Origin of the sequence: Amycolatopsis sp. WAC 01375 (assembly GCF_003947325.1) — a bacterium.
Classification (GTDB): domain Bacteria; phylum Actinomycetota; class Actinomycetes; order Mycobacteriales; family Pseudonocardiaceae; genus Amycolatopsis.
On record NZ_QHHW01000028.1, the window covers coordinates 78890 to 105620 of the forward strand.

General features: G+C 66.1%; 26 protein-coding genes and 1 pseudogene. 15 read left to right on the forward strand and 12 right to left on the reverse strand.

Translation table 11 applies throughout. The features are described 5' to 3' along the window. Positions 1-658: 658 nt before the first annotated feature. From DL991_RS42515 to DL991_RS18550, 3 genes are all read right to left on the reverse strand, one after another. Positions 659-1099 carry a hypothetical protein gene (locus tag DL991_RS42515; RefSeq protein WP_148106364.1) on the reverse strand — a complete coding sequence of 147 codons (441 nt, stop codon included), beginning with the start codon at positions 1097-1099 and terminating at the stop codon, positions 659-661. A gap of 425 nt (positions 1100-1524) precedes the next feature. After that, entirely contained in the window at positions 1525-1791 is a 267-nt protein-coding gene (locus DL991_RS18545; protein WP_125785590.1) for a DUF1883 domain-containing protein, read from the reverse strand. Between the two features lie 74 nt (positions 1792-1865). Further along, a complete protein-coding gene (locus DL991_RS18550) occupies positions 1866-2225 on the reverse strand; it encodes an STAS domain-containing protein (protein WP_233598896.1) in 360 nt (119 codons plus the stop codon). 604 nt (positions 2226-2829) lie between these two features. Here DL991_RS18550 and DL991_RS18555 point away from each other — a divergent pair. The 3 genes from DL991_RS18555 to DL991_RS18565 are packed head-to-tail and all read left to right on the forward strand — an operon-like array spanning position 2830 to position 5364. Then, a complete protein-coding gene (locus DL991_RS18555; protein ID WP_125785591.1) occupies positions 2830-3885 on the forward strand; it encodes an acyl-CoA desaturase in 1056 nt (351 codons plus the stop codon). Next, positions 3882-4568, forward strand: coding sequence for a GAF and ANTAR domain-containing protein (locus DL991_RS18560; RefSeq protein ID WP_125785592.1), 687 nt, complete (start codon positions 3882-3884; stop codon positions 4566-4568). The genes DL991_RS18555 and DL991_RS18560 overlap by 4 nt, the downstream gene beginning before the upstream one ends. Before the next feature lie 4 nt (positions 4569-4572). Then, the gene (locus tag DL991_RS18565) at positions 4573-5364 is read left to right on the forward strand and encodes a GAF and ANTAR domain-containing protein (RefSeq protein ID WP_125785593.1); all 792 of its coding nucleotides are present in this window, start codon (positions 4573-4575) and stop codon (positions 5362-5364) included. Here the strand turns inward: DL991_RS18565 and DL991_RS18570 are convergent. Then, positions 5353-5736: an HPF/RaiA family ribosome-associated protein gene (locus tag DL991_RS18570; RefSeq protein WP_125785594.1), complete on the reverse strand. Its 384-nt coding sequence runs from the start codon at positions 5734-5736 to the stop codon at positions 5353-5355. The genes DL991_RS18565 and DL991_RS18570 overlap by 12 nt on opposite strands. Positions 5737-6014: 278 nt before the next feature. Here DL991_RS18570 and DL991_RS18575 point away from each other — a divergent pair, with 278 nt between their 5' ends. Then, entirely contained in the window at positions 6015-6230 is a 216-nt protein-coding gene (locus DL991_RS18575) for a hypothetical protein (RefSeq protein WP_125785595.1), read from the forward strand. Positions 6231-6272: 42 nt separating this feature from the next. On the opposite strand, the gene DL991_RS18580 is transcribed toward DL991_RS18575, so the two are convergent. Both DL991_RS18580 and DL991_RS18585 read right to left on the reverse strand, forming a co-directional pair. Beyond that, complete coding sequence (locus DL991_RS18580; RefSeq protein WP_125785596.1) at positions 6273-6815, reverse strand: hypothetical protein; 543 nt, start codon at positions 6813-6815, stop codon at positions 6273-6275. 142 nt (positions 6816-6957) lie between these two features. Further along, positions 6958-7758 (reverse strand): SAM-dependent methyltransferase, encoded by an 801-nt coding sequence (locus DL991_RS18585; RefSeq protein ID WP_125785597.1) that lies wholly within the window; start codon positions 7756-7758, stop codon positions 6958-6960. A 207-nt stretch (positions 7759-7965) separates the two neighbouring features. On the opposite strand from DL991_RS18585, the gene DL991_RS18590 reads away from it, so the two are divergent. From DL991_RS18590 to DL991_RS18600, 3 genes are all read left to right on the forward strand, one after another. Continuing rightward, positions 7966-8109 carry a helix-turn-helix domain-containing protein gene (locus DL991_RS18590; protein ID WP_233598890.1) on the forward strand — a complete coding sequence of 48 codons (144 nt, stop codon included), beginning with the start codon at positions 7966-7968 and terminating at the stop codon, positions 8107-8109. A gap of 115 nt (positions 8110-8224) precedes the next feature. Next, positions 8225-9028, forward strand: a complete 804-nt coding sequence (locus DL991_RS18595; RefSeq protein WP_233598891.1) for an alpha/beta fold hydrolase — start codon at positions 8225-8227, stop codon at positions 9026-9028. 9 nt (positions 9029-9037) lie between these two features. Beyond that, positions 9038-9973, forward strand: a complete 936-nt coding sequence (locus tag DL991_RS18600) for an AraC family transcriptional regulator (RefSeq protein WP_233598892.1) — start codon at positions 9038-9040, stop codon at positions 9971-9973. Here DL991_RS18600 and DL991_RS18605 read toward each other — a convergent pair. Beyond that, positions 9906-11357, reverse strand: a complete 1452-nt coding sequence (locus DL991_RS18605) for an alpha/beta hydrolase (RefSeq protein ID WP_125785599.1) — start codon at positions 11355-11357, stop codon at positions 9906-9908. The genes DL991_RS18600 and DL991_RS18605 overlap by 68 nt on opposite strands. Before the next feature lie 138 nt (positions 11358-11495). Between DL991_RS18605 and DL991_RS18610 the strand changes: the two genes are divergently transcribed. Continuing rightward, positions 11496-12200 (forward strand): MerR family transcriptional regulator, encoded by a 705-nt coding sequence (locus DL991_RS18610; protein WP_125785600.1) that lies wholly within the window; start codon positions 11496-11498, stop codon positions 12198-12200. A 99-nt stretch (positions 12201-12299) separates the two neighbouring features. Here the strand turns inward: DL991_RS18610 and DL991_RS18615 are convergent, their stop codons facing one another. After that, the gene (locus DL991_RS18615; RefSeq protein ID WP_125785601.1) at positions 12300-13028 is read right to left on the reverse strand and encodes an SDR family NAD(P)-dependent oxidoreductase; all 729 of its coding nucleotides are present in this window, start codon (positions 13026-13028) and stop codon (positions 12300-12302) included. A 70-nt stretch (positions 13029-13098) separates the two neighbouring features. Here DL991_RS18615 and DL991_RS18620 point away from each other — a divergent pair, with 70 nt between their 5' ends. Continuing rightward, on the forward strand, positions 13099-13962 hold the full coding sequence (locus tag DL991_RS18620; RefSeq protein WP_125785602.1) for a LysR family transcriptional regulator: 864 nt from the start codon (positions 13099-13101) through the stop codon (positions 13960-13962). Between the two features lie 119 nt (positions 13963-14081). On the opposite strand, the gene DL991_RS18625 is transcribed toward DL991_RS18620, so the two are convergent. Beyond that, on the reverse strand, positions 14082-14540 hold the full coding sequence (locus DL991_RS18625) for a hypothetical protein (protein WP_125785603.1): 459 nt from the start codon (positions 14538-14540) through the stop codon (positions 14082-14084). Between the two features lie 478 nt (positions 14541-15018). On the opposite strand from DL991_RS18625, the gene DL991_RS18630 reads away from it, so the two are divergent. From DL991_RS18630 to DL991_RS18640, 3 genes are all read left to right on the forward strand, one after another. Further along, positions 15019-15405: a hypothetical protein gene (locus tag DL991_RS18630; protein ID WP_233598893.1), complete on the forward strand. Its 387-nt coding sequence runs from the start codon at positions 15019-15021 to the stop codon at positions 15403-15405. Positions 15406-15826: 421 nt separating this feature from the next. Next, a complete protein-coding gene (locus tag DL991_RS18635; protein WP_158634432.1) occupies positions 15827-17068 on the forward strand; it encodes a pentapeptide repeat-containing protein in 1242 nt (413 codons plus the stop codon). A 117-nt stretch (positions 17069-17185) separates the two neighbouring features. Beyond that, positions 17186-19441: a restriction endonuclease gene (locus DL991_RS18640; RefSeq protein WP_125785606.1), complete on the forward strand. Its 2256-nt coding sequence runs from the start codon at positions 17186-17188 to the stop codon at positions 19439-19441. A 120-nt stretch (positions 19442-19561) separates the two neighbouring features. Here the strand turns inward: DL991_RS18640 and DL991_RS18645 are convergent, their stop codons facing one another. Then, positions 19562-19903 (reverse strand): hypothetical protein, encoded by a 342-nt coding sequence (locus tag DL991_RS18645; RefSeq protein ID WP_125785607.1) that lies wholly within the window; start codon positions 19901-19903, stop codon positions 19562-19564. Between the two features lie 389 nt (positions 19904-20292). On the opposite strand from DL991_RS18645, the gene DL991_RS18650 reads away from it, so the two are divergent. Together DL991_RS18650 and DL991_RS18655 are read left to right on the forward strand one after the other, a co-directional pair. Beyond that, positions 20293-20799: a hypothetical protein gene (locus DL991_RS18650; protein WP_233598897.1), complete on the forward strand. Its 507-nt coding sequence runs from the start codon at positions 20293-20295 to the stop codon at positions 20797-20799. 776 nt (positions 20800-21575) lie between these two features. Further along, complete coding sequence (locus tag DL991_RS18655; RefSeq protein WP_233598894.1) at positions 21576-22691, forward strand: ThiF family adenylyltransferase; 1116 nt, start codon at positions 21576-21578, stop codon at positions 22689-22691. A gap of 77 nt (positions 22692-22768) precedes the next feature. On the opposite strand, the gene DL991_RS18660 is transcribed toward DL991_RS18655, so the two are convergent. Then, positions 22769-24916 carry a tetratricopeptide repeat protein gene (locus DL991_RS18660; protein ID WP_125785609.1) on the reverse strand — a complete coding sequence of 716 codons (2148 nt, stop codon included), beginning with the start codon at positions 24914-24916 and terminating at the stop codon, positions 22769-22771. Between the two features lie 279 nt (positions 24917-25195). Between DL991_RS18660 and DL991_RS18665 the strand changes: the two genes are divergently transcribed. Continuing rightward, positions 25196-25759: a hypothetical protein gene (locus DL991_RS18665; protein WP_125785610.1), complete on the forward strand. Its 564-nt coding sequence runs from the start codon at positions 25196-25198 to the stop codon at positions 25757-25759. A gap of 87 nt (positions 25760-25846) precedes the next feature. Here the strand turns inward: DL991_RS18665 and DL991_RS18670 are convergent. Next, a pseudogene (locus DL991_RS18670) lies at positions 25847-26731 on the reverse strand (hypothetical protein); the annotation flags it as partial.

Sequence of the window (26731 nt, forward strand, 5' to 3'; positions counted from 1 at the left end):
TAGCGGACCGAGCCGGCCCGGATTCGTCGTTCGCCGGATCCGCGGGTGGCGGGCTGTTAGGGTCCGGGCCATGCGAATGTGGTGGTGTGGCCTGGTCGTGGGCGCGGTTGCGCTGCTCGGCGCGTGCGCGGGGGGCGGGTCGGGGAGCGGCAGGGTGGCGCCCTCGACGACGGTGACGACCCCGACAGCGCTCCTGCCGAAGACCCCGGTGACCACCACGACGCATCCGACGCAGACGACGCCGGAGACGACCCGGACCACGACTCATCGCACCACGACGACTACGAAGCGTACGACCGCGAAGCGTACGACGGCCCCTCGTCACACTTACACTCGGAGACGCTGAGGGTTCACCTGCTGGATTTCTGTGCTCTGAACAGCGGAGCTGACGGCGGGAGCGGACTCGCCAAAGTGTCCCGTTCGAGCGCTTTGTACGGTCCCGAGGGGGATCTCGTGAGTGATAAAGCGGGTTATCGAGAAGACGGTCGAACGTGTCGTGTTCGTGGGTGAGGCCGGCCCTCGGCCCTGGTCTGGCGCGAGGGTGTCGCGAGTGGCTTGCCCTACCTTCACTAGAACCGCCCTTGCCACTCACGACCCCACGAGACACGTATGGGTACCAAATGGGCGCCTGGCCGCCGGTTCTCTGTGCGCTGAACGCTTATCCATCCCGCCAGTGCCGCAGAGTCCCCATCTTGTATTCGCGTATACCGTCCCACGCGAAGAAGATCAGTGTCTTGAATCCGACATATCCTTCAGGCCAATCGTGGCCACATACCTGTGTGGTTCCAGCGCCTGAATGGTTGTAGCACATCCAATGCCGTTCGGTCCCGTCGACCGTCATCTGCACCCGTGCCATGACCGGATTTCCGTCGTCGCAGTGGTCTCGCACCGTGACGTAGTCCCCATCGAGAGTGACCCACGCGTCACCCACGGACTTTCGCTCTCCCCAGCAGTCCATCGATGTGGCCATGCTGACGGGGCCGACATCGATGCTCCTGTAGTCGGACGCCGCGGCGACAGCGCCCGTGGCGAACATCTGCGACAAAAGAACCAGCGTTGTCGCCGCGACCAGCGCGGGAAGGTGCGAAAAACGAGGCATTGTGTTCCCTTCTGATTCGGGTATTTCCTTGACCTGCTGCCTGCACGACGGTAACGCGGGCCTCGTTTCGAGTGCATGGGTCATTCGAACCACAAATCAGGAGTTGAAAAGTAACGTGCCCACGGCCCGTTTCAGCGAGCGCGCCGGGGCATATCCAGCGGTACGGCGGCTGAGATCACAGATCGCTGAACTGTCCCCTCGTAAAGGGCGGAGTCGGTCGGGAGCTGGTTCGAGTTGGTCGTGACCGACGCGAACCGGCCGACGTCGTGGCCAGTGTGAGCGACGAGTGCCCGGTCGGCAGGAGACCGTCTTGCCCCCAGGTCACGCTGCCGCGGGACAGTCGGATGCTGAACTGCCCGAGGCCCGTAGCCGGCGGGCGCGTCAGGCGTCCACGGCACGGTTGGTGGCCGAGCCGCTCGACAGGGTCAACGCGCGACCGATACCGCGGCCGGGAGCAATGGCGAATTCAGGCCGTCAACGTCCAGCACGACGTACCAATCTCCGTTTTGTGGAATGGTCACCTTGAAGAGTGGCGTGACAGCTACTCCGCCAAGCATTCGATAGAATTGTTGTCGCTGGTAGGCGGCGAAATGATCCTTGGTCATCAAGCGCACGTTCGTCTTGGCCTTGAGCGCTACGGTGACCACCGCGTTGTACCGTACAGTTCCTAGGTTGTAAGATCGCCACCGCATTCTTCTCCTTGTGGCCTGAGAACAGATCGCGAGCGCTGCGCCTTTTCCTGACACGGCCCCGCCTGGTGAAATATTCAATGGGTAATTGATTCGCCATCGTCGCCGGCTCTGGCAGGTGCGGCGATGGCCGCCGAACGTGAGTCGTGGATGACCAGGTGTTCGTGGAGCCGGGTGATCTGCAGTGGCCGCCAGACGGCGCGCGTGGAGGCGACCAGCCGGAGGTCGGTGTGCGGGGTGGCTTGCCGGTGGGCGGCCAGCAGGACTTCCAGCCCGGTGGAGTTCAGGAACCGGACGAGACTCAGGTCCACGATCAACCGTCGTGGCCGATGGTTCAACGCCGACTCGATCGCTTGGCGTGCCGTGGGTGCGGTGTTCAGGTCCAGGTCACCGTCCACGACGAGCACCGTTGTGCGGCCGAGCCGCTCCATGGTCACGGCCAACGGGGGAGAACGGTGCGCCGTGCCGTCCGTTCGGGGACGAGGGGAACGGCGAGGATCGAGCGTTACGAGGTTCACGATCCGGGGCTCCAGACTGGCCGGCCACCGCTGAAGCTCGCCGCACGCGAGGACTTGCGCACGGCCAAGGGACAGATGCGACCGGTTGACGGGTGATCGTCGTGAGGGCGGTGTCTGGGCACTCCGGCGCTGTCTTGGCAGCCTACCTCGTGGAGAGAGGTAGAGAGGCGTTTCCGGATCGGCTTCTCGGCCGGAGGTATCGGTCTCGCCTCGGTGGGCGGGCACCGAGATCAAGGTCTACGCTGGTAGGTGTCACCCGATCGAGCGGCTGGAACCGGCGGAACGGATCGCGGTGTATCGGGTTTCGCCCCAGACCCTGGCGTTGCATGCTCTGCCCAGGAGCCGCCGTGGGCGTACTCGCCTGGATCGTGCCGGCCTCCCGGCAGCGACGGGTTTCGGTGTCCTGCGCCGTGCTGGGAGTCCTTGTGGACTGTTGCGACGGTGCCGTCGGCGATCCCGCGAACGGCGTGCTGATCGACACCCGGCCTCGACCGAATACCCGACTACGGCAAGGAGACGCTCCATGGCCACGACCACCCGAAAACTCGACCAGGCCCAGGTGGAGCTCATCGGCAAGGAGCTGGATGCGCTGCGGCAGCGGGTGGTGGCGGATCTCGGCGCGGACGACGCCGACTACATCCGCCGGGTCGTCGCGGTGCAACGGCTCAGTGAGCTGTCGGGCCGTCTGCTCCTGTTCGCGGGCTGGTTCCCGCCGGCGTGGATCGCCGGGGTCGGCGCGCTGTCGTTGTCGAAGATCTTGGACAACATGGAGATCGGGCATAACGTCCTGCACGGTCAGTACGACTGGATGAAGGACCCGACGCTGAATTCGCGGACCTTCGAATGGGACATGGTCTGCCCGAGTGACCAGTGGCGCCGCTCGCACAATTTCATGCACCACACCTATACCAACATCGTCGACAAGGATCGCGACGTCGGCTACGGCATCATCCGGATCACCGAAGATCAGAAATGGAATCCGTACTACCTCGGCAATCCGCTCTACGCGGCGGCGCAGGCGGTGTTCTTCGAGTACGGGATCATGCTGCACGACCTCGAAGCGGACCGGATCGTGCAAGGCCGCCGTTCGTGGGCGGACGTCCGCCCGTTGCTCGGCCCGATGCTGCGCAAGGTGGGCAGGCAAGCGGGCAAGGACTACCTGGTGTTCCCCGCGCTGACCGGCCCGCTGTTCCCCGTGACGCTGGCGGCGAACCTCAGCGCGAACCTGGTCCGCAACCTTTGGGCCTTCTCGATCATCTTCTGCGGCCACTTCCCCGACGGCGCCGAGGTGTTCACCGAAGAGGAGAGCGAGAACGAGAGCAAGGGACAGTGGTACCTGCGCCAGATGCTCGGGTCCGCGAACATCACCGGAAGCCCGCTGTTCCACCTGCTGTCCGGGAACCTCAGCCACCAGATCGAGCACCACCTGTTCCCGGACATCCCGTCCCGCCGCTATCCGCGGATCGCGGCCGAAGTGCGGGAGATCTGCGAGAAGCACGGCCTGCCCTACAACACCGGTTCCCTGTCGAAACAACTCGGCTCGGTCGTCCGCAAGATCCTCCGTCTCGCTCTGCCATGACCGAACGGCTTCTCGCACTTCTCGGTGACGCCGACGGTGACCTCGACGTGGTCCGGCGCATTTGCGAACTGTGCGTCACCGAACTGGCCGTCTCCGGGGCCGGGATGAGCGTGATGGCCAGCTCCTTGGCCGACGGCACCCAGATCCTGGCGCACTCCACCGGCGAGGCGGGGAAGCGACTGGAAGACCTGCAGCTGACGGTGGGTGAGGGGCCGAGCGTGGACGCGTTCGTTTCGGGCGGGGCCGTACTGGTACCGGATCTCGGCGCCGAGCACGACCGATGGCCCGCTTACGCGCCCGGAGCGGTGGATCTCGGTGTGGCGGCGGTGTTCTCGTTCCCGCTCCAAGTCGGCGCCGCGCGCATGGGCGTGCTGGACCTGTACCGCACCACACCGGGACCGCTCAGCGCGCCACACCTCTCCGGCGCCCTGGCCCTGGCAGAGGCGGGCACAGTGGCCCTGCTGGACGACGCCGAGACGGCGCGGGGCGCGATACTGCTGGGACAAGGCGACTTGCACAGCGCGGTACATCAGGCCACCGGCGTCGTAGCCGTTCAACTCGACGTGAGTCTCCAAGAAGCCCTCATCCGGATTCGCGCCTACGCCTATGTCCATCACCTGTCGCTGGACGAGGTGGGCAGGCGGATCGTGCGGCGCGAACTGGTCCTCGAGACGGGAGAATGAAAACATGACAGAAAAACCGCAAGAAATCGCGGTCGGCGAAACCTCGGCTGCCATGCGACGGGAACGTCTGCTCGCGCGCACTTTCGTCGAGCTGGCGGACACCCTCGTGGACGACTTCGACGTCGCGGACTTCTTGCGCACGCTCGTCGAACAGTGCGTGCGGCTGATGGAGGTCTCCGCCGCCGGTGTCGTACTGGCCGATGCCCAGGGCAGGCTCCGGATGGCCGCCGCCTCCTCCGAACGGGCCGGACTGCTGGAAACCTTGGCGGTACAGACCGAAGACGGGCCGTGTATCGACTGCCTCCGCGACGGCCGCCCGATGCGCAGCACCGATCTCCGGGAGGACGCCGCCCGGTGGCCCCAGTTCGCGACTGCGGCGGCCGCGGCCGGATTCCGCGCCGCGGAAGCAGTCCCGATGCGGCTGCGCGGGATGGTCGTCGGCAGCCTCACCCTGCTCCACACCGAACCCGTGCGGGAAGACGCGGATCGCACCGCGCTCAGCCAGGCGCTCGCCGACGTCGCCACGATCGGACTACTCCAACAACGCGCCATCGTCCGTGGTGGGGTCCTCACCGAGCAACTTCAGTCCGCGCTGAACAGCCGGGTGATCATCGAACAGGCGAAGGGCGTCTTGTCCGCACGCAGCCATGATCCGGATATGGAACACGCCTTCACCGCCCTGCGCGGCTACGCCCGCAGCCACAACCTGCGCTTGGCGGACCTGTCCCGTGAGGTCGCCGACGGCGCTGCCGACATCGACGCGATCCTCGCCCACGCCTCGCGGTCACGCTCCTGACGCGGTGGTCGGAGTGTGTCGCAGCGCGCGGTTGTGCCGCGGTTCGGTGCGGGTCTTCGCGTGGTCCACCTGGCGGATCATGTCGCCGCGGACCTCGTTGAGCGCGACCGGCAGATCCGGCGCCGAAGAACCGGCCACCAGGTGCAGGCCGGGAAAGCGATGGAGCCGGCATTCGAGAGTGAGCTGCTGCCCCGCGCCGTGCCGGTCCTTGACACTGATTTCGAGATCGACCTGGCCTTCGTCGAAGGAACGCAGCCTGGAACCGAGCGCGGCCAGTCGTTCGGCGACCCAATCGCGTTCGGAGGCGGAGAAACCGGCGCCGAGACGGAGTCGTTCGGCGATCAGGCTGAGGTCTTTCCGATCGGCGGTCATGGCGCCTTCTTCCCGTCGGCCCCAGATCGACTGTCCGGAATGGACGATGTCTCGTTCATTGTCGTGCAGCCGGCGGGGACAGGGCCCACTGTACGCCGATTTCGGTGCTGGAATCCGGAACGGGTGAGGCGGGTGGCGTTCCCGCCGTCGGCTGGGCGGTCACGGTCCGTGAGCTGATCTGGCAGGGCCTCCCGACGTCCCAGGGTATGTCGCGAGCGTGTCGCCGGCGCGTCGCAGTAGTGTGGAGGTGAATGGGGGGAGGAGGGTTCCATGGGTCTATGACGATCGACAGCAGCAGAAACCTTTGTCGCCGCCGGAACTGCGACGATGTCGAGTTCTGGCTGGGTTTGTGTGTCCAGGACTGGGTGCGGTGGCAGGACGGCTTGGCCACCCTTGACCTGCCGGACGACGAGAGACCGGCGCCGCCTCGCAGCGTGTTCGTCGCCCCGGTGCACGCGGACAGCGTGTCGCGGCGGGTGATGGCGACGGGTTGACGCTGTCTTGCCGCGTGAGGCGCCACCGAGAAGCGGCTTCGTTCAGTTCAGCTCGGGAGTACGGCTCGCGGTGCGGTGTAGCGCGAATATCTGTGACAGGCTCAGGTACATCGCGGGTCCGGGTAGTACGGCGCCGGTCGGCCCGGGGATGGTGACGACGGCGGTCGGTACTTCACCCTCCGCGCGGCCCAGCCTGCCAGGGCACCGAGCACCGTCGTCGCAGGCGAGCGGCCACCACCGGACGGGCGTCCCCATCAGGATCGCGTTGCCCAGCGAACCGACCAGCGCCGTCAACGGCACCAAGGCGAGAGGTAACGCCGCGAGCTGGACCCGGCCCGCCTCACCGAGGACGTCGAGGTCGTTGGCCACCGACACCACGACCATGACCCCGGTGACGATCGCGCCGAGCGCCCAGCCGACGCGGTCGGCGAGAACGAGCAACGCGGCCGCGCCCGGGCCCGCCGTGGCGAGTTTGCCGATCGCGCGTTCGGCTTCGTCAGGGGAGATCGCGCCGATACCGGCACGGACCGCGAGCGCCTTGACGGAACGTCTGCATCGCCACGTCGAGAGCGAACGCCAGCACACGCAGCGCCCGCGCTCGCTCGGAACTGTAAGGGCGCCGACCGGTCTGCAACGCGACCGCGAGCGGCACGGTCGCGCGGCTTGACCAGATCGGGTTCGTTCCCGGACGTGAACCTCGAAGCCGGAGACCGAGGTCTTCGTGGCGTCAGATTTTGCGTCCCACGCCGGCGTAGACGTCGTCCGGCTCGATGTCGCGAAGGCCCGGTTCTGGTCGCCACAGTGGTGCGCTCACCACACCGGGATCGATCAGGTCCAGTCCGTCGAAGAGGGCGACGACTTCGTCGTAGGGGCGGAAGTACATGGGGTCCCGGCTGTTCTTCATCGCGTCGGTGACCGCTGCCATTTCGCGGGGCGCGTGGTCGGCGGTCAGATGCGACAGCGCGACCAGGCTGCCGTCCGGCAGGGCGTCGCGGTAGTGGGTGACGATCTCGGCGGGATGCAGGCTGTCCGGGATGAAGTGGAACACGGCCACCATGAGCAGCCCGATCGGCCGGTCGAAGTCCAGCGAAGCCCGTACCGCCGCGGAGTCCAGGACCGTCTGGGGGCGGCAGAGGTCTGCGTCGACGACGGTGGCGTTCGGGTTGCCGTCGAGGATGAGGCGGCTGTGCGCGACGGCGACCTTGTCGTAGTCGACGTAGACCACCTGGCAGTCGGGGTCCGCGTCTTGCGCGATTTCGTGCACATTGCCGACGGTCGGTATTCCCGAGCCCAGATCGAGGAACTGGGTGATGCCCTGCCCGACCATGTACCGAACGGCGCGGCGAAGGAACGCACGGTTGGACGCGGCGACCTGACGGCCGGAGGGGAGGACCGCCATGACCTTTTCCCCGACGGCGCGGTCGGCGTCGAAGTTGTGGTTGCCGCCGAGCAGCCAGTCGTAGACCCGTGCCGCACTGGGCACTTGGACGTCGACACCCTCTGGAACCCGTTCGTCCGACACGGACATCCCGCACCTCGCAACGCCTTGATCGTGGGCCATCGTTGTCACCGGTACGGTACCGGCTTCGATGCCGGCTCGGTGATCAGTTCGAGTTCGGCGAAAGTCCTCGTACACCAGGACAGTGCCGCCTGTGGTCCGGCGCTGTCCCAGACGCCGGACCACGGGCGGCGAAGCATGGCGGGGTGTGCCACAGCGAAGAGGAGCCTGCACGAGGTGACCGCACGGATGGCCGCCGGCGGGGTGATCGACTGGGCAGCGCTGGCGGCGGACCTCGGCTACGCAGACCAGGGCCACTTCATCCGTGACTTCGAGAGCATGTTCGGTGAGCCACCGACGTGGTACGCGCAGCGGTATTAAGCACCGTTCCCACGGCGTCGATCGCGCGACGACATTCGTCCAAGACCGGTGGCCGGCGACCGTGCACCATCCACGCATGAGCGAGAACGGTGTTGAGCATTCGCAGGGGATACACGTGAGGCACGACGGTCCGCGGCAGGCGCCGCCGCTGTTGCTCGTCCACGGATCGGGGGCTTCGGGTGCCTCGTGGAGCCCGGTGGTCCCGGCCCTTGCCTGCCACCACCACGTCATCCGGGTCGACCTCCCGGGCTGTGGCCAGTCCCCGCAGGCACGGTCTTACGACGTGCCCGCGCAGGCGAGCGGAGTGGCGGCGGTGCTCGACGACCTCGGCCGCGGTCCGGTCACCGTTGTCGGGCACTCCAGCGGCGGCTACGTCGCCACCGCCCTCGCCGAACAGCGCCCCGATCTGGTGCGCTCGGTCGCGCTGATCAGCTGCGGCCCGCATCCCGGCGCGCTGCTTTCCCAGCCGTTGATCCTTCGGATCCTGCTGGGCCCGCCGTTCGGCCCGCTGATCTGGCCGAGGCGTTCGGACGCGATGATTCGCAAGGGGATCGGGGCAACGGCCGCTCGCCCGGTGGACGTACCCGACGATGCGGTCGCCGATCTCAAGCAGATCTCGTACCGCACGTTCAGGACGATATTGCGCCGCAACACCGAGTACATCGCCGAGCGTGGCGTGCCCGATCGTCTCGCCGCCCTCACCGTTCCGGTGCTGGCGGTCTTCGGTACCGCCGACCCTCGCTGGGACCCGGCGTCGGTGCACCAGTACGAGGTGGTGCCCGACGCTCGGATCGAACTGCTGCCCGGCGTCGGGCACCTCCCCATGTTCGAGGCGCCGGAGGCGATCAGCGAACTAGTGCTGAGCTGGACCTCGCGGGAACGGACCGTTGACACCCCGCCCGTGGTCCTCGATCCCTAGACTGGCCGTGTGCTGTCGACCGGAAGACCACCGGACTGGGAAACGGTGGACATCGCGGTTCCGCGCCGGTCGAACCGGCTGCCGGGGATCAGCATGGCCGGGTTCCGCCAGAGTCTCCCCGCCCCCGTGGACATCGCCATGGTCGCGCACCCATCCGTCACCCTTCTCATCGACCTGAGCGAGGGAGATGGCATCGTCTGCGACAGCCGCGGCCGGCGCGAGCGCGGCAGTGTCGTCATCGGACTCATGCCCGGCGATCTGCGGGCAGGTGGCCGCGTCGGCGAATGTCTCCAGATCCGGCTCGAGCCGGACGTGGCGGCCGCGGTGCTCGACGCAGCACCCGATCTCAGCGGGACGATGGCACCTCTCGCAGACGTCTGGGGCCGCGACGCCGAACGGATCGAAGACCGGTTGCGTGCCGCCGAGTCCTGGGATGAACGGTTCAGGATCGCGGCAGAGGTCGTGGGGCAACGGATGCGCGCCCGCACACCGGTCGAACCGGGAGTCGCCCACACGTGGCGGCGGACGCTCACGAGCCGAGGGCGGATACAGGTCGACAGCCTGGCAGGCGAGGTCGGCTGGGACCGCAAGCGCCTCTGGTCCCGCTTCCGGTCCCAGCTCGGAATCAGCCCCAAACGCGCCATCCGACTGGTGCGGTTCGACCACGCCGCCCACCTCCTCGCGACCGGTCACCCCGCCGCCGGCGTCGCCGCCGAGTGCGGCTACGCCGACCAATCCCACCTCCACCGCGAGGTCAAGGCGTTCACGGGGCTCACCCCCTCGGTCGTGGCCGCCGCGCCGTGGCTCGCCATCGACGACGTCGCGTGGCCCACATCATCACCGGTCCTGGCGCGGACCGGCCCGGCACCGGCGGAGGTCAGGCCGGTTCCGCCACGCAGGTTCGATCGTCCCTCGGCCGTTCGCCCGTGGTCAGGAACGCGGTGACCGTGTCGTTCGCGCACTTGTTCGCGCCGATCAGGTAGACGCCGTGGCCGCCCTGGTCCGCGGTGACCATCCGGGCCCGGTCACCGAAGGCGCGCCGCATGTGCCCGGCGCCGGCCAGTGGTGTCGCCGGGTCGCGGGTGTTCTGCGCGAGCAGCACGTTCGACGGGCCCCGGTCGCCGACCCGCACGGGTGGTTCGGCGGGCTCGGACCGCCAGAAGGCGCAAGGGCGGATGTTGGCCCCGGCCGCGCCGAACATCGGATAGCGCTTCCGGTCCACGGAGACGTCGTGGAGATAGCTGCCCACCGACCTCGGCCAGCGGGAGTCGTTGCAGAGCACGTAAAGGTGGCTCGCCACCGCGTTCTCCAGATTCTGCGGAGCCTTCGCCGCGGCCGCCGGTGGTGGCGGCTGGTTCGTGTCGAGCGCGTGCCAGATCGCGGCCAGTTCGGGCATCCGGCTGTCCCGGTACAGGGATGCGAAGGTCGCCAGCCGGAACAGGGTGCCGTCGAAACCTTGCACCGGTGCCTTGTCCAGGCGGGCGGCGAGGTCGAAGTACTTCGCGGTGACCTCTTCCGGAGTGGTGCCGAGGTCGTATTCAGGACGCGCGGCGGCGAACTCGGCGAAGTCCGGGAACCGCTTTTCCATTCCGGGGCCGAACAACCGGCTGGCCACCCGGTCCAGGCCGCTCGGGACGAGGTTGCTGTCGAGCACGATCCGGTCGCTCCGGTCGGGGAACAGCGTGGCGTAGACCGCCCCGAGATGGGTGCCGTAGGAATAGCCGAGGAAGGAGAGCTTGTCCTCGTGCAGTGCCTCGCGGATCCGGTCCATGTCGCGCGCGGTGGCCGCGGTCGACATGTAGGGGAGCAGGTTCGCCGTCTTGGACTCGGCGCACTGCTCGGCGACGGCCTTCGCGTTCTGCGCCTGCGTCAGCACGTCGGCGGCGTCGCGTGCGTAGGGCGGGATGTTGCCCCTGTTCTGCTGTTCCGGCGTCAGGTCGCAGGTGACCGGGGTGCTCCGGCCCACGCCACGCGGGTCGAAGCCGATGATGTCGTAGCTGTCCAGGATGCTTTGCGGCAGCCCGAGATCGACGAGCCCGCCCGGGAAGTCGAGGCCGCTGCCACCGGGGCCCCCGGGGTTGGTCAGCAGCACCCCCCGGCGCTTCTCGGGATTCTTGCTCGCCAGCCGGGAGACCGTGAGCTGGATCTGCTGTCCGTCCTGGCGCCGGTGGTCAAGGGCGACGTCGATGGTGGTGCACTGAAGGCCGGGTTCGGCGACGTCGGCCGGGCACTCGCCCCACCGCAACGCCTGGGCGGGCTCACCCGCCTGAGCGAGTCCTGGTGGTGCCAGCAAGGCCGCCGCGATGACGATGGTCAAGGCTCTCCGCATGGTTTCCCCTCGGGTGGTCGGTCGTGCGTCGTCCGGTTCGAGTAGAGACCGTGTCCTCGGGGCATGGTCAACGAAGACGTCCGCCTGCCGGTGACATTCCTTGACTGTGTCCCTGGGGCATGGTGTGCACTGCGGGGGATGGCCTGGAGTACACGTGAGCTGGCGGAGCTGGCCGGCACGACCCTGAAGACCGTCCGCTACTACCACCGGATCGGTCTGCTCGACGAGCCGGAACGAGGAGCGAACGGGTACAAGCGGTACCGCATCACGCACTTGATCCGGCTGCTGCGGATCCGGCGGCTCGTCGATCTGGGGGTGCCGCTGGCCGACATCGAGGGGATGGAGGAGTCGGACGGGAACGCGGAGCGGACGTTGCGTGCGCTGGACGCCGAGCTGAAGGCGAGCATCGAACGGCAGGAGCGGATGCGGAAGGAGCTGGCGTTGATCCTGGACCGCCGCAGCCTTGTCGACCTGCCACCGGGTTTCGACGGTAACGTCGCCGACCTGTCCGAAGTCGAACGTTCGATACTGATGGTCTTCTCGCGGGTGTTGGATACGAAGGCGATGGACGCGGTGCGGGAGTTGCACTCGGCGCCTCGTCCCCTTGCGCAAGCGGAGTTCGACGCCGACGCCGACGCCGACGAGGCCACGAGACAGCGACTGGCCGAGGCTCTCGCGCCGGTCGCGCGCCATCAGCTCGAAACCCAGCCGGCCTTGACGGAAGCGACGGCACGGGTGGCTCTTTCCGAACCGATGGTCCTTCGTGGTTTGGTGGAGCTCTACAACCCGGCCCAGCTGGACGTCTTGCGGCGGCTGAGCGCCCTCCTCGACCTCGCGCCCTGAGTCCATCGCGAAAGATTCGACCCGGCCCAAAGTCCGGCTGGAACCCCGATCCCTGCGGCGCGGCGTCGGAGAGGGTGGTCCTTGACGGCGGAGTCCGGTTCACCAGGGGATGACGTCCTCGAGGGAATCCGGGCCGCGGAAGACGCCGGACGGGCCGTCCGCGGGGATCGTCGCAAGCTGGACCGGAACGGCCGCACCCTCGGCCACGGTGCGGTGCCCGCGCGGGAAAGGGGCGCCGGCGTTCTGGTCGGTGGGCACCATGCCGGGGCTGACGGCGTTGACCTTGACGCCGTCGGCACGGAGGGTTTCGGCGTAGAGCAGGGTCAAGGCGTTGAGCGCGGCCTTGGATGAGCTGTAGGCGAGGAATCCTTCGGTGGGCAGGGAAATCTCCGGATCGCTCAGCAGGGTGAGGGACGCGAGCCCGCTCGACAGGTTGACCACGCGCGGATTGGGGGAGCGGCGCAGCAGGGGCAAACAGGCCGAGATCATCGTGACGACACCGAAAACGTTGACCTCGTACACCTCGCGCAAATGCGCGGCCGTGAAGTCGGTGGTGCGCAGGCCCCATTCGCTGGTGATGCCGGCGTTGTTGACCAGGACGTCCAGCCTGCCGGTCTCGGCCTCGATAGCTTCGATCGCCGCTGCCACGGACGCTTCGTCGGTGACGTCGAGTCGGATGGGCCGGATGCCCGGTCCGGCCGCGCCGCCCCCTTCCGGATCCCGCGCGCCGAGGTAGACGGTGAGTCCGCGGCCGGCCAGTCGCCGGACGATCTCCTTGCCGATGCCTTTGCCGCCGCCGGTGACGAGCGCGACTTCGTGGGGGTGCATGCCACCACCTCAGCCGACCGCACGCCGGAACAGAAGCACCGATCCGGTGTGCGGGCCCTACCCTGGCGGTATGCCGGATCCGGAGATCCGCGAACTGCGCTATTTCCGCGCCGTCGCCGAAGACCTGAACATCACCCGCGCGGCCGGTCGTCTCGGCATCGCGCAACCGCCGCTGTCACGGGCCATCCGTGGGCTCGAACGCCGGATCGGCGCGGAACTGTTCGACCGCACCGGGCGGCGGCTGGCGCTGACTCCCGCCGGGGAGACCCTGTTCGCCGAGTCGGCCAAGGTCCTCGCCGCACTGGACACAGCCGTCCGCCGGACGCGGCGGGACGGGAACGCGCTCGTGGTGACCGCCAAACCCGGAGTGGCCACCCGACTGCTGCACCGCGTCCGCGAACGCTTCCAGGAGGATCCGGCCGCGCCGGCGATCCGTGTAATGGTGAGCGGGTTCGGTGAACAGGCCGGGCTGGTCCGCGACGGAGGCGCCGATCTGGCGATCGCCGCCTGTGTGGACGGCGAAGGCCTCGAAACCGAACTCCTGACGACCGAGCCGCGCGTCGCCGCGCTCGCCGCCGATCACGAGCTCGCCGGGCACGAAGTGCTCAGCGTCGCCGATCTGCTCGCCGAGCCCGCTCCGCGATGGGCGGATTCGCGGATCGTCGAGCGCGGCCACTGGCTGGGCCATCCCGATCGCCGGTCCGACGGGCCGGTCGTGCGCGACACCGCCCAGCTGCTGGAGGTGGTCTCCCTCGGGCAAGCCGTGGCACTGGTGCCCGCCTCGCTGGCCGCCGTGAACGTCCGCCCGGACGTCGTCTACCTGCCGGTCGGTGATGCGACGCCGTACCAGACCCTGGCACTCTGGCGCTCAGGGAGCCGGTCATCTTCGATAGCGAGATTCCTCAGGATCGCCGCCGAGCACGGACCGAACTAGGAACGTTCGTCGAGCGCCGACACGACACGGTCGGGTCGGAGATCCCGGACGCGACCGCGCGGGAACACCCGCCGCCGGACACTCCCAACGCGATCGCGCCCGCTACCGCCTGAGTCCGATCAGCGGAAAACCCACACGGCGTCGTAGCCGTCCGGGGCGGCCAGTGTGATCAAGACACGGTCGGCACCGCCCGGCTTGTCCGCCGGGACAGGGACGTGGAACGGCCAGTTTCCGTCGCAGCGCGGAGTCGAACTCCCGCTGCCGAGGTAGTCGGAATCGTTGGGTCCCGCATAGGCGTCGCCGTAGATGACCCGGCCACATCCGACCGCGTGCAGGGTGCCGTCGAGGATCACCGACCGGTTGGTGAAGGTGGCGGTGCCGGAGGCGTAGCTGGCCCCGTAGTCGACGTAGAAGTCCCGGACGACGGACGCCGGCGCTGCCGTGGCGGCGGGGGCGCTTGCGAAAACAAGCCCGACAGCGGCTACGCCGGCCGCCGCGGCCGTGCGGCGGCGGCGGCGTCGGGTGCGGCTCGCGGTCGTCGGCGCGGGTCGCGGTGTGGAACTCAGTATCGAGAACAAGGAAATCCCCTCCGTGGTCAAATCTGCGCCCAGGAATTTCGGGCTTCTGCAGGGTGCCGCTTCGAGTCCCCGGTGGTCTGCGTCATCTGACACAGATCAGCGAGAATCAGGTTGCCGCTCGCGGGCTTTGTTGCCGAAGCAGAGCCTGATACGGCTTGGCGCAGTGCGACGTCCGATCCTGGACGGGCATTGTCTGACCTGCGTAAATCGGCAGAGTTCGACACCGGCTGCGGGGGTCACGGGTAGACCACCCGGCCGGGTCGCATAGCTGGAGCAGACGATGCGACTCCAGTTGGCGTGGCTGGGACGGCGTGCTCCAGCTATCAACAGTAGCTGGAGTTCGCCAGGTCAATTCTCAAAGTGAGGCCAACGAAAAAACCGCCCGACCTCGGCAAGCTTGCCAGGTGGGCGGTGTTTCGTCACTGTGGACCTTGGGGGAGCTTACTACAACACAAAACCCCAGGTAGAAGCCCTGAAGATGCTGCTTCAGAAGCTCCCCGACCCGTCCGCGCCCGCAGCGCCGCCCGTCGACCGGCCAAAAACGAGGCGGGCGCGGCAACTCGACGCCGTCCAGACCCAAGCGCTGATCGATGGCTACCTGAAGGGGGCCACGACCTACGAGCTGGGTGCCCGGTTCGGCGTCAATCGGCGAACGATCGGCAATATTCTCCGCCGCAACGGCGTACAGATGCGTCGACGAGGCTTGTCGCCTGAGCAGGTCGATGAGGCCATCCACCTTTACGAGCTCGGCTGGTCTCTCGCTCGAGTCGGTGAACACCTGAACGTCGACCACGTGACCGTCTTGATCAGGTTGCGGGAGCGTGGTGTCAGGACACGGGACACCCATGGGCGGCCAAGATCCTGAGCGGAGGGGGACGCCTGCCTTCAGGTCATCACTCGACCTAGCGGCACCCGGTCTTTGCTTGGCGGCCACTGGATCGTGCTGGCCTATCCGAACGTTTAGGCGCCGGACCGGTATACGGCGGGCATCACCGTCGAAACAGGCCGCCAGCGCGGCCCGATTGTGAGGGTGGGCGAATCGTTCGTGTTCCTGCAGTGGTTGTGCTCGGTCGCGCGGCTCCGTCGGCTCGCCGCGTGTTCGCGGGCACACAGTCCATCGAGCCGGCGTGCCGCGGCCGAGTCCGAACGACAAGATCCGTACCCCGCGCCACCGAGCGCGCCGCAACGCGCGCGAGTGCGACCACGACCACGACCGTGGGCAGGTTCACTGACGTGACTGTGTCGCGCCTGCAACGTCTTGACCGGTTTCCGCGATGGTTCAAGTCATGACCGACGACGCGCGCCCAGCGCTCAGCAGCCCCTCAGTATCCGCGCAGGGGAGACAGCTGCGAGGGCTGACGCTGGCCGCGATGTGGACGACCGCCGTCGTGATCGCGGTCCTCACCGCGGGGGCGGTGGTCGCACTGTGGTGGGCGGCAACCAAAGGGCTGAATGACGCGGACTTGGTGAAGGCTCGGCTGGACGCGCTGAAGATCGGACTGAGTGTCGGTGTGGGCAGTGGTGGTGTGGTCGCGCTGTACCTCGCTTGGCGCCGTCAATACTCCACCGAAGCCACGCTCGCTCACCAGCAGTCCGATGCTGCGGCCACCCGAGCGCACCAAGAGCGCGTCGCCGAGGATGCCCGTGCCGACGCGATCGAACGCCGGATCACCGAGCTGTATCTCAAAGCCGTCGAACAACTCGGTTCCGACAAGGCCCCGGTCCGCCTTGGTGGCCTCTATGCGCTCGAACGCCTCGCCCAGGACAACGAGACCCAACGCCAGACCATCGTCAACGTCTTCTGCGCCTACCTGCGCATGCCCTACGACCTCCCACTCGAGCAGGATCGCGAAGAGGGTGCCGGCGCGGAGCAATGCGAAATCTACCGAGGGAGAACCCAGGAACGCGAAGTCCGCCTCACAGCCCAACGCCTACTCGGCGACCACCTCAAGCCCGAACACAGCGCTACCTACTGGGGGCCGCTTGACCTTGACCTCACCGGCGCTCAACTCATCGACTTCACCCTAAACAACACCCGCATCGGAACAGGCGCGTTTCGCCAAGCCACCTTCACTGGCAAAGCAGTGTTCTACAGGGCGATCTTCAATGGCGGCGCCCTGTTCGACGGGGCAGTCTTCAGCGGCGTCACCACATTCTACAAGGCGATCTTCAGCGGCGGTGCCCAGTTCGACGAGGCGGTCTTCAGCGGTTTCACCGTATTCGACGAGACGGCCTTCGCCGACAACGCCTGGTTCCGCAAGTCGGTCTTCACCGAAAACGCTGTGTTCAACGAAGCGGTCTTCAAACGCAGTGCCATGTTCAACGAGGCGATCTTCACTGGCGGTGCCACGTTCGACGAAGCATCATTCGCCGGCAATGCAGTCTTCAACGATGCGGCCTTCACCGGAACCGTTAGATTCAACGGGACGAACTTCTGCGACAGAAGCTCGTTCGAACAAGCAACCTTGGATGGCGAGATTCTTGCCCCAAGTTTTGTCGCCAGCACACTTAAAGACCCAGACACCTAGCAGAGATGGAGTGCTGGAGTGCGGCGCAGACGCTCTTCGTCGAGATCCGCGCAAACGAAGTCGAGGGCGAACCTAAGAGCACGGTTGCCGTCGCTCGTGGACATGTAAGGTCCGGGGGTGGATGGTTACGACCTCGGCCGCTTGACGGACTTCGACTTCGAGGAGCTCTGCAAGGATCTTTTTGAGGTCGTCCTTGGCCGCCCGCTCGAAGTCTTCGCCCCTGGTCGTGATGGCGGGATCGACCTCCGCTACATCGCTCCGGCCTCGGGAGACACGACCGTCATCCAGTGCAAGCACTGGATGAAGTCGGGACGAGACGCCCTGGTCAGGCACCTCCGAAAGGTCGAGCTCCCCAAGGTCGAACGCCTCGCACCAAGTCGATACGTCGTTGCCACGACGGTGGAACTCACCGTCGGCGCGAAGGACGAGATCGCCGAGATCTTCTCTGGTTTCGTGCAATCGCCCGGTGATATCTACGGTGCGCACGAGATCGTCGCCCTGTTCCGGAAGCATCCGGAGATCGTGCGCCGCCACATTCGGCTCTGGCTCGCCAGCACCGCCGTTCTTGGTTCGCTGCTGAACCGGGACATCCTGCTCCGGTCCCGGGCGCTCGCGCTTGACATCGACGAGAGCCTGCGGCGCTTTGCTCCCCATCCTGGCCGGGACCGTGCCCGCCGGCTGCTCGATGAACAGCACAGCTGTCTGATCGTGGGCCCGCCCGGCGCCGGCAAGACCACGTTGGCTCACGTCCTCCTCGCGGACCACCAAGCTGAAGGCTTTACGATCATCGAAGCCACGAACCGGCTAGACGAGGTTCACCGCATGTGGGACGACGAGGAGAAGCAGATCTTCTTCGTCGATGACTTCGTTGGTCAGACGACGCTGGATGAAGGCGCAGCCCGGCTGGCGAATCAAGAGCTGCCGCGGTTGCTGCGTATGGTGAAGAGCTCTGCGGCCAAGCGCCTGGTCCTCACCTGCCGTAACTACCTCGTTCAGCAAGTACGGGAACTCCACGAGCGCTTGGACGCCCGCGGCCTCGACCCCTATGAGTGCACTATCGACGCGGCGGCCTTGACTGCCGACATCCGGGCGGAGATCTTCTACAACCACGTTTATTTCTCCGGCCTGGAACCGAAGCAGCGTGCTCAGTTGGCGGAGCCGACCACCTACCGGGCGATCATCCGCCACCGTAACTACAGCCCGCGGCTCTTGGAACACGCGATTGCTGAGGTCGTCGAGCTATCGCCAGGCGAATCGGGGAATGTCGCGACCGCCATTCTGCAGAACTTCGAAAACCCGGCCCACCTGTGGGAAAGGGTGATCGAAGAGGTACTTGACGCGGATGCGTTGGCCCTGGTGCTCACGCTCTACACGGCCAACCGCTCCGCAGATCATGACCGACTACGCGACGCCTGGCGAGCGCATGCTGGACTGAGCGTGACTTCCGCCGCTGACCGCCGGTTCCGCCGGTCACTGCGCCGTCTCGAACCTGTCATCGCGAAGTTCAGCGAAGGCCAGGGTGGCCGGGTCGAGTTCAGCAACCCTTCGGTCGTCGACTTTCTCCACGGTTACGTGGCCAGGCACCCGGAGCTCATCGGGACACTGTGCGATTCGGCGGTGTACCTCGACCAGCTCCTCACCGTTTGGATGGCAGCCACTCAGGGGAACCGGCCTGCTCTACGCACAGCGGTCGTTGACCGGGTCCGTCGGTTTCATGATGCGATCGTCCAGATTTCTGAACCAGGAGAACTTCTCGGCGAGTACCGCAGCGATCACGCGGCGGCCGAAGTGGCGTTCATCATCGAGCTCGGTAAAGCCGGTGCGTCGGTCGAGCTCGCGTCGCTCGGTGGCGTGTTCCTCGCGGAGCTTAGGCGCGCCTCGCACATCAGCGTCGGCACTCTCTATCAGCTGACGATCGATGTTGCGGCGTCATCCGTGCCGGAATGGCGCCACCACGCGAGGAGGCTCGCGGAAAGAACTTACTCGACGGCGATGGCCGAAATCTACGAGTGGGAGGATCTCCAGCGGCTGCTGGCGATCCTGGACTACCTCCTACCATTGAGCCCTGAGCTGATGGAGACGGCCGAGAGCGAGGTCGAGGACCGGAAGCACGAACTGGCTATCGAAGAACTGGAGAAGTGGTCCGATCCAGACCACGAAGCCGACGTCGACGAGGAGACACTCTACGAGATCCTGGACTATCTGGAGATGGAAAATCACGGTCTTGTGGAGGAGTACGACCGTGCCCGGAAGTACGTCGACCAGGACCCGGAACCCCTACGCGTCCCGCCCGCGCAGTTGACTTTGACTACAGCTCTTGTGGATCATCCTGAACGGACTGATTCGATGTTCTCGACGTTGCGGGAGGGCTGAGCGCGTCAACAGCGTTCTTTGGCTTCCCGACCTTGGCCGCCGACTGGTCATGGTGTCCGACACCACCTCGAAGCCCTACTCGGCATCGAACAGCGGACCGATGGCGTGGCAGGCACGGGGTTACTCGGAGCGGCGGGTGGTGACTTCCTCGATCACCAGTGCACGACGGTCCAAGTGGCGCGGGTGCAGCGGAGCCTCGTCGGGTGCGGTTTTGCCCTGCTGCCGAAGAAATCGAGCTAGCCGGTTGTAGTTGCCGGGGTTGTAGTCGGCCGATCTCGGATTTGCGTTGAAGACGGTGCGGAATCCGGGTTTCTGGCCTTGTTCGTCGGTGAGGCGTGGGTCGTTACAGGTCAGGTGGATCGAGGCGGTGTTCTGGTTGTACCAGACGTGGACTGGGTTGCGGGCGTCCCCCAACTGCACGTAGTTCCCGCCGCTGCTTCCTTCATGACTCTCGTTGCTCATCGTGGCCTCGTCTCGGACTTGGGTTGAGAATCATTCGCAGGCGCGTGTGGTGATCTCCTCTGCAACGGTCGGCCGCCGCAGCCATGGCGTTACAGCAGGTGGGCTGCGGATGCCCGACGTGTCTGAAAGTAGCGTCAGCTGACCTTGACGTCAGCGAACTACGAAGGGCGGGAGAGCGCGCGCATCGATCTGTTTCGCACGCAGAGTCCGGCGCTTTCGCCACGCCATTGGACGAAGGTCGCACGCATACCCAGCGCTGCAGAGATCCCACATCGGGTTGGGTCTCCAGCACGGTGGGCGATGAGAGAGCTGCAGCTTGGGTCCCCGAGTCGACACCGTGCGGGGCTAGAACACAACAACAGGCCCTGAACAGGTAAGCCCTCTTGCTCGTGTTGCAAGCAAGAGGGCTACTCTGCGAACAAACCGCAGGTCAGAGCAACAAAGTTGAATCATCGGTGGACCTTGGGGGAGCTTACTACAACACAAAACCCCAGGTAGAAGCCCTGGAGGCGTTGCTTCAGCAGCTTCCTGGCCGGTCGGACCTCGCTGCGCCGTCTGTCGGCCGGTCGAAACCGGGGCGGGCGCGGCAAATCGACGCGGGCCAGATGCAAGCGTTGATCGATGGTTATCTGGAGGGTGCCACGACCTACGAGCTGGGTGCCAGGTTCGGCATTAACCGGCGAACGGTTGGCAATATCCTTCGCCGCAATGGTGTGAAGATGCGTCGACGGGGGCTATCGCCTTCGCAGGTCGATGAAGCTGTCCATCTTTACAGTCTCGGCTGGTCGCTGGCACGAATTGGTGAACACCTGAAGGTCGATCACGTCACCGTCTTGACGAGGTTGCGGGAGCGTGGTGTCCAGACCCGGGACACCCATGGGCGGCCACGATCCTGAGCGGAGGGTGATTGCCTGCTTTTCAGGTCATCACGCGACCTATCGGCAGCCGTTCTTTTGTTGCGGCCACTGGATCGCGCTGGCCTATCCGAACGTGGTGTGCCGGACCATCATGCGGTGGGCATCGTCGTCGACACAGAGCCCGCCAGCGCGGTCCGATGGTGAGGGCGGCCGAACCGTCCGTGTTGCCGCTGTGGCTGTGCCCGCTCGCGCTACCGAGCGCGTAGGAAAGGTGCACGAGCGCGACCCCGACCGTAGACAGGTTCGCTGACGTGTATCTCGATACGTGGTGAGTGACATGTCGAGGTCGGTTGCGCCTCGTTACCGCAGCGTGGGCTTGAGGTTTCCCTGCCGGCTCTTGGCAAGTCTTTCGGGAGCGCGGCGGTCCTCTGCTCTCTAGGACGACATGTCTACACGCAAGGGGAGGTTCGGCTCCGCCGCGTCACGGATCAACCGTCAACTGCGCCGCTGCCGCATTTCACCCGTCTGGAGCGCTCTGGCCGCTCCCTGCCCCGGCGCTTGTCCCGGTTTTTGCCCCGTTTGAACGGTCATGCTCTGCGCTGTCACTCACCGATAGTGCGGAGGGAACCGCATGGATCCGCTGAACTTTCATTCACAGCCCTCTGAGGCGGACGGACCGCGTACGGGCTGTATCACGGCCACACGGGTCCTCCGCCGAGCACTGGCGAGAGGAGGTGTGCCGCGATGATCGAGTTCTTGAAAGTGGAGCGCGAGATGACGTTCAGCAAGACCGACGACAAAGAGAATTCCTGACAGTGGGGGTTTCCATGCTTCGCCCTAAGATCAAATCTGGACACCAGCCCTTCCGCTACGGCGAGAACCTGATTCGAATCGGTGGCATCGTGCGCGGTATCGCCGCAGACGTCCGGGACCCGGACGGGTGGGTGTGGGCGCTGCTGGAAACCCTCGATGGGACGCGGATGGTGGATCAGGTAGTCGCCGATCTGGTCCGCCGATTCCCGGCACACCCAGAGAGTGACGTACGCGAAGCGCTCGACGATTTCGTCAAGGCGGGGTATGTCGAGGACGCCTTCGATCCGCCTCCTCCTGAGCTGACGGCCGCCGAACGGGAGCGTTATGGGCGTAGCCGCGCGCTGTATCGGCAGATGGACCTCACCCCGCGGCGTCCTAGCTGGGACGCCCAGATGCTGCTGCGCCAATCCAGGGTTGTCGTGGTCGGCGTCGGCGGTATCGGCGGCACAGCCGCGCTTGCGCTGACGGCATCCGGAGTCGGTCACGTGCACTGTGTTGAACCCGATCTGGTCGAGCTGTCCAACCTCAACCGCCAGATCCTCTACACCGAGCAGGACGTCGGCGAGCCCAAGATCGACGCGGCGGTCCGGGAGCTGAGAGCCCGCAACTCCGACGTCACGATCACGGGTGAGCACCTGCTGATCACCGGGCCTGACCCGCTGCGCCGACTGGCTACGTGTTGCGATGTGCTGGTGCTCGCCGCGGACCGGCCTGCGGCGATCCGGTCGTGGGCCAACCAGGCATGCCACGCGACGGGAACGGCTTGGGTGCACGGCGGCTATCATGGGCCGCAGATCAACATCGGCCTGTACCGGCCAGGTGTGGGGCCGTGCTGGGACTGCGGACGCACTGCTCGCCTGGCCTACCGTGCCGAGCATCCGGTCGTGGCGATTAGGACACCGGAGGTCGCGGACACGGGCCCCCAAGCGGTGAACGCCATGACCGCCGGCATGGCGGGCAACTATGCGGCGCTCGCCGTCGTCAGCCTGATCACCGGAATCCCGGCCATGCGTACCAACTGCGAGACAGGTCTGAACTTGGTGACCTCAGAGGACAACTACTCAGTGGGCCTCGACACCCCGCGCCTCGACTGTCCCACCTGCGGCACCGAGAAGTAGGCGTTCCTTGACTGGCTGTCGTCGGCGGCCGGTCAAGGAGCCCGCCCGGCTCCGGACCCTCTTCCATGCCCAGTTTTCTAGTCGACCTTCTGGGCTGCTGCGGCTTCGATGTGACGGAGCCGCAGCAGCAAGGTTTCGGCTCGGGGGTCGTCAGCTTCGGTGAGGATCTCAATTGCGTGCCTCAGTGCCTGAGCCGCGCGTTCCCACTGGCCGGTGTGTTCCAGGGACTCGGCCATCATTTCGAGCGTGCGGGTGAGGTAGTGCTCGGAGAACCCGCGGGCGGTGTACAGGTCGGCCGCGCGTTGTCCAAGGTCGATCGCAGTGGTGTGCTCGCCCAGTTTCTGCCAGGCAACCGCCGCGCTGTGGAGCGCGGCGGCTTCTGCCGTCTTCTCTCCGGTTTCGCGCCGCAGCACCAGCTCACGGCCGGCATGGTCCAGCGCCTCGTGATACCGGCCGAGCTGAAGGGAGATCTTGCCGAGATTACGCTCCGCGATCGCCTCCGCGTTGGCATTCCCGGCCACCCGGGCCAGCCCGAGCACGTTTTGGTAGCACTCCCACGCCTGGTCGTACTGTTGCTGGGCCAGGTGGTTGTAGCCCAGCCCTCCCCACGCTTCGCGAAGCCGAACCGGATTACCCACGTCACTTGCCATGGCGAGAGCCTGCTCGAGGTCCGCGGCCGCCTCTGCCCACTGCTCCGACTCCTGGTAGGTATCCGATCGCCGGATCAGCAGGAATGTCTCCGACTCACGGTCTCCGCATGTACGTGCGGCGTTCAGCCCGTGGGTTTCGGCCTCCAACCGCGATGGCCACACCGTTCGTGGCAGATTGGTCAGGAACCGCAATGCACCGGCCAACAGCATCGTCGCGGAGTGCAGGCCGTGCTGCTGTGCGACGCGCTGGGCCGCGAGCAGAGTCGGGTACTCGAGGTTCAGCCATGCCGCTGCTTGGTCGCGATCGACCACTGGCACTGGAGCACTTACCGACCCAGGATCAACCCCAAGCTTGGAGCTACCTGGAAAGAGAAGCCGATCCGCTTCGTCGGCTGTCCGGGCGTACCAGATGACCAGAGCCGTCACTGCCTGCGAGTGTCCGTCGGATTCGGCTTTAGACCTCGCGTAGGCGTGGAGCAGGTCGTGGCATCGGTAGCGCCGGTGACCGGCAGGCTCGATCAGATGCATATCAGCGAGCACCTCAAGATGCCTATAGGCGGCAGCCAGGTCGAGTCCAGTCACAGCGGCGGCCGCGTGAACGCCGAGTTCGGGGCTGGGATGCAGGCCGATTCCGCAGAACATTCCGGCCTGTTCGGGCGACAGCCGCGCATAGGACCAGCCGAAGACGGTCTGCACGGTACTGACGGCGTCATCGGAACTGACCAACCCACCTGGCCCGTGCTGGTCCGCGGTGATGTCGTCCACGACGTCAGCGACACGGACCTGCGGCCGGGCCGCTATACGAGTGGCAGCGACCCGCAACGCCAGCGGCAACCGGGCACACACTTTGATCAGGTCGGCCACCGCGGCAGGTTCCGCCGCGATGCGATCGTCGCCGATGATGCCACGGACCAAACCCTCGGCCTCGGCCGACGTGAACAGATCGAGAACGACCGGGATAGCGCCATCAGTGACCGTCAGCCCGGTCAACGTAGATCGGCTGGTGACCACCACCACGCACCCGGAGGAACCGGGCACCAGCGGGCGGACCTGATCGGCGGTCACGGCGTTGTCCAGGACTACCAACACTCGCCGACTGGCGAGCAACGATCGGTACATGCCGATCTGGGAGTCGGTGTCCACAGGGATTCTTTCTGCCGGGACTCCTAGAACGTCCAAGAACGAGGCGAGCACCAACGCCGGGGCCAACGGTGCGCTGGGACCATGGCCACGAAGGTTGAAGAAGAGAGTGCCGTCCGGAAACCGATGCTCTGCCCTCTGCGCCCACTTCAGCGCCAAAGCCGTCTTCCCGACCCCGGCGGTGCCGCTGACCACCGCGATCACAGTGTTCCCGGCCGTGTCATCCGCGACCTGCGCCATGCGCGCGTCGAGAGCGCCCAGCTCGTCGTTGCGGCCGACAAAGTCCGGGGTGCCCGCAGGCAACTGGCGAGGCACCGGTCGTGCCAGCGTCGGTGCTGGAGGGGACAGCACGACCTGATGGATCGTGCCCGCCTGCACCACATTTCCCGTTATCTGGCCGCTTATCTCGTTGTGCACGCCTGCCACATCACCCATCGTTACAATCTCGTCTGAGTACTCCCACCGAGCCGCTCCTGCCTTGTCACCCGAGGCGGACTACCGAAGCGATGCTCGATCAGGCATCGCCCAGACTGGCCAGCAACCCGTACATCCTCTCGATCTGCAAACCTGTGCAGACATCGGTAGCAGCAAACCAGGCCAGCATGGTCAACGCCTCGCGTCACCCCTATCTCGCAGCCTCCGGTTGCTCTGAGCTGCGTTTACGTCGCCCACGCCACTCAACGCTTCTGCTGCGGCGTAGTCACCTTTGACGGCTTGGAGCAGAACCAGCGCCTGCCGAAAACATTTCCTGGACTGCTCGATCTTGTTCAATTCCTTATAAACGACGCCCAGACTGGCGAGAGTCAGGCCTTCGCCGTGTCGGTCGCCGACTTCTTCCAGAACCTGCACGTGGTGGCCAAGGCCCAGCTCCGCGTTGATCCGCAGCCGCAGGTCCCGTTCCAGAGTGTGCCCAAAGGGCCGCGCTGCTCGGCGACCCAGGCCTGGTCTGAGCACGCTCGTCGCGGATCTCCACCCGAAGCCCACGACACCCCCCTCGAATACCAGCAACTGATCACGCTAACAAGTGCGTCGGGAAAATGGATTGCTTGCATCCCCGCGTCACCGATGCAGTTAAAAAGCCATGACAGTGAGTCACGTGTGTTTCAACTGTCGGGGGTGTTACTAGGGCGTGCCCTGCGGACCTTGGTCATGATCACGTACAGACAATGGGTTGGTCGTGGAGCTGCCGGACAAGGCGTGGATGCGGATCGTGCCGTTGCTGCCTGGGGAGACGGGACGCCCACGCCCATCCCCGGTATCCGCACAGCGTTACGGTAACGACGGGTCAAGGGCCACCGTTCCTGAACTCGCTGATCAGATCGCCCGCCGCAAGGCCAAAGGTCGCGCCGGTGGCAGGCCATCGGCCTAGCCACAGGGGGGGTTAAATGGCACATCATTGCCGACGTAGTGCCGCCATTCTGAGGTAGTGAGGGTATTTCGGGTGGCGCCACAGATTTGCTTGATGTCATGCTCCACATTCATCATCCACAACCGGATCGACTGGTCGTAGCTGCCAGTGGCCAGGATGCGTCCATCCGGACTGAACGCCACCGACCTGACGGCCCCGGTGTGGCCGGTCAGGGGCTTCCCCAGCGGCGCAGGGCGAGCGGGGTCAGACACATTCCACAACCGCACCGACTGGCCGGTGCTACCGGTCGCCAGGGTGTGCCCGTCCGGGCTAAACGCCACAGACATGACCGCGCCGATGTAGCCGGTCAAGGGTTGGCCTAAGGGTGTGGGGCGCGTTGGGTCAGACACATCCCACAACCGCACCGATCCGTCGTGGCCTCCGGTGGCCAGGGTGTGCCCGTCCGGGCTAAACGCCACAGACACGATCGCGCCGATGTAGCCGGTCAAGGGTTGGCCTAAGGGTGTGGGGCGCGTTGGGTCAGACACATCCCACAACCGCACCGACCCATCGAGGACACCGGTAGCCAGGATGCGTCGCCGCCCGTCCGGGCTAGACGCCACAGACAGGACCGCGTCGGTCACGGGCTGGGTTAAAAGTGTGGGGCGCGTTGGGTCAGACACATCCCACAACCGCACCGACTCGTTGCTGCCGATGGCCAGGGTGTTCCCATCCTGGCTAAACGCCACCGATGGGGTGACACCGATGGGGCCGGTCAGGGGTTCCCCCCGTGGCGCCGGTCGAGCGGGGTCAGACACATCCCACAACCGCACCGACGCATCAAGGCCTCCGGTGGCCAGGGTGTGCCCGTCCGGGCTGAACGCCACCGACTGGATGGGTTG